This is a genomic window from Inquilinus sp. (genome assembly GCF_057815775.1).
Window position 1 is genome coordinate 1 of the sequence record NZ_JBYRFX010000707.1, and the last position, 3,858, is coordinate 3,858.

3 protein-coding genes are annotated in these 3,858 nt (G+C 67.2%); 1 reads left to right on the forward strand and 2 read right to left on the reverse strand.

Annotated elements, in window-relative coordinates; all coding sequences use genetic code 11:
• Positions 1-111 precede the first annotated feature (111 nt).
• Both AC3XYG_RS24695 and AC3XYG_RS24700 read right to left on the reverse strand, forming a co-directional pair.
• Positions 112-1,995 carry a potassium transporter Kup gene (locus AC3XYG_RS24695; protein WP_489142519.1) on the reverse strand — a complete coding sequence of 628 codons (1,884 nt, stop codon included), beginning with the start codon at positions 1,993-1,995 and terminating at the stop codon, positions 112-114.
• A 148-nt stretch (positions 1,996-2,143) separates the two neighbouring features.
• Positions 2,144-2,899 carry a glucose 1-dehydrogenase gene (locus AC3XYG_RS24700; protein WP_489142520.1) on the reverse strand — a complete coding sequence of 252 codons (756 nt, stop codon included), beginning with the start codon at positions 2,897-2,899 and terminating at the stop codon, positions 2,144-2,146.
• 338 nt (positions 2,900-3,237) lie between these two features.
• Between AC3XYG_RS24700 and AC3XYG_RS24705 the strand changes: the two genes are divergently transcribed.
• Positions 3,238-3,858 (forward strand): YncE family protein (locus AC3XYG_RS24705; RefSeq protein ID WP_489142521.1); only part of this gene is annotated, 621 nt, incomplete at its 3' end.

A 3,858-nucleotide genomic window follows, 5' to 3' on the forward strand; every position in this document is an offset into this window, starting at 1 on the left:
GCGGGTGTCAATCGAGGCCGCGCCGTCCACCGTCCGGTTTGCGGCGAGGGGTCACAGCCGGCGCGGAACCACAACGGACCGGGCCGGCCGAAGGAACCGGTGGCGAGGGGTTCAGATCTCCAGATGCGAGCCCAGCTCCACCGCCCGGTTGGCCGGGATGCGGAAGAATTCCGTCGCGCTCAGGGCGTTGTTCGACATCAGGATGAACAGCCATTCCTGCCACGGCGGCAGCTCCGGCCGGGACGAGGGCACGAAGTACTCCCGGCTCATGAAGAACGACGTGTCGGCCATGTTGAAGCCCAGGCCCTTGCTGCTGCAGGCGGCCAGGGCACGGGGCACGTCGGGCTGCTGCTGGAAGCCGTAGCGCACGATGATGGTGTAGAAGCCGTCGCCGAGATCCTTGATCTCGATGCGTTGCTCATCGTCGACCCGCGGCTCGTCCGTGGTCTCGACCTTCAGCAGCACCACGCGCTCGTGGATGATCTTGTTGTGCTTCAGGTTGTGCAGCAGGGCGAAGGGCACCACGCCGACATTGCCGGTCATGAAGATGCCGGTGCCGGGCACCCGGTGCGCCCGCTTGTACATCTTGCCCTCGACGAAGGTCGACAGCGGGATGGCATCGCGATAGCGGCGGCGGAACAGGATCTCGCGGCCCTTCCGCCAGACCCACATCAGCGTCGTCAGCACCACCGCCAGCACCAGCGGGAACCAGCCGCCATGGAACAGCTTGATGGTGTTGGCGCCGAACAGCGTGATGTCGATGAACAGGAAGGTGGCGAACAGCGGCAGCGCAGTCCAGCGGCTCCAGCCCCAGCGGTGCCGGGCAACCAGGTAGGCCAGCACGCTGGTCACCGCCATGGTGCCGGTCACGGCGATGCCATAGGCGCCGGCCAGGGCACTGGAGGATCCGAAGCCCACCACCAGCACCACCACGGTGACGTAGAGCGACCAGTTGACCCTGGAGATGTAGATCTGGCCCTTCTCCTCGGCCGAGGTGTGGCGCACCTCCAGCCGCGGCATGTAGCCCAGCTGGGCCGCCTGCTGGCTGACCGAGAAGGCGCCGGAGATCACGGCCTGGGCCGCGATCACCGTGGCGGCGGTCGACAGGATCACCATCGGGTACAGGCCCCAGGATGGCGCCATCAGGTAAAAGGGCGACTCGATCGCGCCCGGATTTTCCAGCAGCATCGCGCCCTGGCCAAAATAGTTCAGCAGCAGCGCCGGCCAGACGAAGCCGAGCCAGGCGATGCGGATCGGGTTGCGGCCGAAATGGCCCATGTCGGCGTACAGCGCCTCGCCGCCGGTCACGGCCAGCACCACGGAGCCCAGCACCACGATCGCCGCCCAGGGATGGGTGAAGAACAGCTCGACCGCATGGTTCGGCCACAGGGCGGCGACGACGTCCGGGCGGTTCACGATCTGGGCGGCGCCGAGCACGCCGATGGTCAGGAACCAGATGCACATGATCGGGCCGAAGGCGATGCCGACCTTGGCCGTGCCATGCGCCTGGACCATGAACAGCAGCGTCAGGATCGCGAGCGTCAGCGGGATGATGTAGGGGTCGAACACCGGTGTGGCGATCTTCAGCCCTTCGATCGCGCTGAGCACCGAGATGGCGGGGGTGATCACGCCGTCGCCGTAGAACAGCGCGGCGCCGATGATGCCCAGCATGACGATCAACTGGCCGCGCTTGCCCTTGCGCGAGCGGAAGGCCAGCGCGGTCAGGGCCAGCACGCCGCCTTCGCCGCGGTTGTCGGCCCGCATCACGAACGAGATGTACTTGATGGTGATGATCAGCGTCAGCGCCCAGAAGATCAGCGACAGCACGCCCAGCACGGCCCCTTCCGTGACTGCCGGTGCACCCGGATGGGTGAAGCATTCGCGGATGGTGTAGAGCGGGCTGGTGCCGATGTCGCCATAGACGACGCCAATGACGCCGAGGAGTTTGGGCGCGAGTGACTGGTTTTCGCGGGAGTCGGAAGCGATAGTCGTCATCGCGCCTTCCTAGTCGGATGGCGCGCCGTCGACAACCCAGCCGTTGCTGGCATTCTGATCGCCCCTTCACTGCCCTGGTGCGAAGGGTGCGGTGATTGCGGCGCCAGGGCAAGCCCCGGCTGCACGGATCTGACCCTCAGCGGCTTGCTCAGATGCAGCGGCCGCCGTCGACTTCCAGGGCCACGCCGGTGATGAAATCCGCCTCATCGGAAGACAGGTACAGCGCCGCATTGGCGATGTCCTCGGGCGTGCTCATGCGGCCGAGCGGGATGGTGGCCATGAACTGGGCCCGCCGCTCCGGCGTGTCGTCGCCCAGGAAGGTCGAGGTCATGCCGGTCTGGCCCAGCACCGGGCACAGGCAGTTGACTCGGATCTGCTTCGGCGCCAGCTCGACCGCCATCGACTTGGTGGCGGTGATCACGGCGCCCTTGGAGGAGTTGTACCAGGTCAGCCCCGGCCGCGGCCGCAGCCCGGCGGTGGAGGCGATGTTGAGGATCGAGCCGCCCTTCTTCGCCAGATGTGGCGCGGCGTGGCGGACCGACAGGAAGATCGACTTCACATTGACCGCGAAGACCCGGTCGAATTCGTCTTCCGTGACCTCGGCCATCGGCTTGTTGCGATGGGTGTAGCCGGCGTTGTTGACCACGATGTCCAGGCCACCGAAGGCCTCGACCGCCGTGGCGACGGCGACGGCCGTGTCGGCGTCACGCGACACATCGGTGCGGACGAAGCGTGCGGCGCCCGGCCGTTCGGCGTTCAGGGCCGCGACCGCGGCCTCGCCGGCTTCGACCGACAGATCGGCCACCAGGATGCTTGCGCCTTCCCGCACGAAACGCTCGGCGATGCCCTTGCCGAAACCCGATGCCGCGCCGGTGACGATGGCCACCTTGCCTTCGAGCCGCATGCTGTTCCTCTTGCCTGTCCCGGATCGTGTGGCGATTGCGCCGCGGGGGTGTTGGCCCGTCAATTCGGGCCGCCCGGCCTGCGCCGCCTGTCCCGGGGGCTGCCCCGGTGGATCGAATGGCCGGACTATAGGGGCAGGGTCGTCGCGGCAGCAGGCGAATGTCCGCCGAGGAGGTATGAGCCCGGCGCGGATCTTCCGCCGCGGGATTCCTCGAATCCGGCCGACAGCATTGCCTTTTTGTAATGCTTTTCGGAATCGCTCTCGGCCGCGCCGTGGCCTAAACCCAGGAAAGGCTGCCGCTGCATCCGGTGGGCGGCCTGTCTGTGCTGGAGGTCTTTGTGCTGCGCCTGTTGGCTTTGGTGATTGCGGTTGCGGTGCCGGTATCGGCCGCGACGGCCAACACGGTGATCGTGCTGAACTCCGACGACGATTCGATGAGCGTGATCAGCGGCACCGAGCTGAAGGAGCTGTCGCGCGGCCCGATCGGCCGGGCGCCGCACCACCTGATGCTGACGCCGGACGGGCTGGATCTGATCGTCGCCAATGCCGGCGGCAACGAGCTGGTGTTCGTCGACCCGGCGACCGGGGCGATCCGCCGCCGCCTGCCGAAGATCAGCGACCCCTACCAGGTCGGCTTCAGCCCCGACGCCAAATGGTTCGTCACCACCTCCGATCGGCTTGACCGGGTCGACATCTACAACGCCGCCGACTTCTCGCTGTCGCACCGGCTGTCCCTGCCGCGGATGCCGAGCCACATTGCCTTCCTGCCGGACAGCAGCCGGGTCTTCATCACGCTGCAGGCCACCAACAGCGTGGCGGCGATCGACCTTGCCACCGGCGCCATCGTCTGGAACCAGGAGGTCGGCCCGCTGCCGGCCGGGATCTGGATGACCCCGGCGGGGACTCTGGTGGTCGGCATCATGGGCTCCAACCACATCGCCGAGATCGACCCGGCCGAC